Below are 2,257 nucleotides of genomic sequence, written 5' to 3'. Positions count from 1 at the left end.
AGCTGGCCGAGGAGGCGCTGAAGCTCCCGAACATGAGCCACCCCGAGGCGCCGATCGCCGCGGGCGAGGTGCTCGAGGCCGGGAGCCTGCCGCTGCTGCTGTGCGGACTGTCGCACTGCTTCCGCCGCGAGGCGGGCGCCGCGGGCCAATTCTCCAAGGGACTCTACCGGGTGCATCAATTCACCAAGGTCGAGATGTTCGTGTACTGCCATCCCTCGGGCTCGGACGCGATGCTCGACCGGCTGGTCGGCATCGAGGAACGCATCTTCCAGGGCCTCGAGCTGCCGTACCGGATCGTGGACACGTGCACCGGCGACCTGGGCGGGCCGGCGTACCGAAAGTACGACTTCGAGGCGTGGATGCCGTGCCGGGGCGAGGGCGGGGAGTACGGGGAGATCACGAGCGCGTCGAACTGCACGGATTTCCAGGCCCGGCGGCTGGGCATCCGGTTCCGGGAGGCGGGAAAGAACGCCTTCGTGCACACGCTGAACGGCACGGCCGTGGCCGTGTCGCGCGCCCTCGTCGGCCTGCTCGAGAACTTTCAGCAGTCCGACGGATCGGTCGTCCTGCCGGCAAAGATCGCGGCCTACACGGGGTTCACGAAGATCGAGCCACGGAAGCGGCCCTAGCCCAAGTTCACCGGGGGTAGCGGCTAATTCCTTACGGCAGAAGGGTGGGGGCCATCGGTATGGTCCCTACATCTCGGCGCGCTCCGAACGACGCACGGGGATCGGGTTGATCCGCAGTCCCAAGGCACGGTAGATGTCACGAACGGGAACCTCCGGGCTACTGGGGGTCCGGATGCCGATCCTGCTGCCCGTATCGCTCGTCATGGAAACGGTGCTCATGACATGCGTCGAGAGCTTGGCGCGGATGGTCGACCAACGCGCCAGGTACCCGCGATCCCGCAGCCGGTGGCGGATCGCGCTCAGCAGATGATAGGCAAGCACCGTGATGAACAGGTGCGCCTTGATCCGCTGCTCCTTGAAGTGGAAGACCGGCCGCAGTCCCAACTCCCCCTTGAGCGAGCGGAAGGAGTCCTCGATTCCCCCCAGGGTGATGTACAGCTCCCACAGGTTCTTCTCATCCAGATCGTCACGGCTGGTCCGCAGGTAATAGTGGCCCGAGTACCGCTCATCGGCCTCCTTGGCGCGAGTGAAGCTCCAGCGGATGTCGGTGGCGATCTGTCCTTTCTGGTGCACTTCGATGTCGTAGTAGCCGTGGATCCCGTGGGAGCGCTCCTTGAGCCTGCCGATGCGCTCCAGCACCTTCTGGTAGTTCTTCGTCCCCCTCTTCGTGCTCAGGGAGGCCCGGATTCCCTCCAGCCCCTCTTCGAAGCGCTTCTGGAAGCCCCTCTTCATCCCCTGCTCCTTGGCTTCCCGCTCGCTGCTGTGGCAGCGCAGCACCCACTCCCCCTCCGTCTTGACCAGCTTGCCGCGGACGATCTTCTCCCGCTCGGCCCGGATCAGTAGCATCCCCTCCTCGCTATCATCCTCACCCTCCAACGGTCGGCCCCGCGCCACGCAGATATACTGATACCCCCACTCCCGCAACTTCTTGAGGTTCTCCTCTGTCCCGATTCCCCCGTCGACGATCACCGTCGCTCCAGCGGCCGCTCCCAGATCTTCGAGCATCTGCTTCATCGTCTTCGGTTCGCTCGCGTTCCCGGCGAACAGCTCGCTGCGCTTGGCAAAACCCCATTCGTCCACCACCAGCCCCACGGTCATCAGAAGACAGTCGCTCCTGCGGTCCTTCGATTTCCCCCGGGCCAGTTCCGTACTCTGATAGTGACAACCCTCGAAGTACGTGTTGGTCAGATCGTAGAGGATCACCTGCTCCTTCAGATCGAATAGCTCCCGCTCCGTCCCTCGCAGCGCCTTCTCGATCTGCCCCTTGCGCTCGTACAGCGCGTCGGTCAACCGATACAGAGCGTTCAGCGAAAGACCCTTGATCTGCGCCCCCAGAAGCTCCGAGAGCCCACTGCGCTCGCGCAGCCAGATCCGCGTCGCACGCTCACTGGCAGGGGCTACCAGACGTCCCACGATCAACGCCAATGCCCCCCTGAGTTCCGTCTCCCTCAGCCCCGCTTCGGCAAGGATCCGCTCCAGCCCCAACCGCCGCGCCTGCGCCACCCCCACGTACTCCGCCCCAATCGTGCGCACCGTCGAGACCCGTACCGAGCGCAGATCCACCGTGCGAAGGAGCGCTTGCGGCTCCTTCGGTTCGCCAGCCCCCTCGGCCCGCTGCTTGCGTCGCT

The 2,257-nt window shown here is 65.1% G+C and carries 2 protein-coding genes; one reads left to right on the top strand and one right to left on the bottom strand.

Features of this window, described 5'->3' with window-relative positions:
• A partial coding sequence (locus VJ307_07510; protein HJX73988.1) for an aminoacyl--tRNA ligase-related protein occupies positions 1-629 on the top strand: 629 nt, incomplete at its 5' end.
• 66 nt (positions 630-695) lie between these two features.
• On the opposite strand, the gene VJ307_07505 is transcribed toward VJ307_07510, so the two are convergent.
• On the bottom strand, positions 696-2,257 hold a 1,562-nt coding region (locus VJ307_07505; GenBank protein HJX73987.1), incomplete at its 5' end, for an IS1634 family transposase.

Source organism: Candidatus Deferrimicrobiaceae bacterium, from assembly GCA_035256765.1.
Lineage (GTDB): Bacteria > Desulfobacterota > Deferrimicrobia > Deferrimicrobiales > Deferrimicrobiaceae > CSP1-8.
This window is presented reverse-complemented; position numbering and strand designations above follow the sequence as displayed.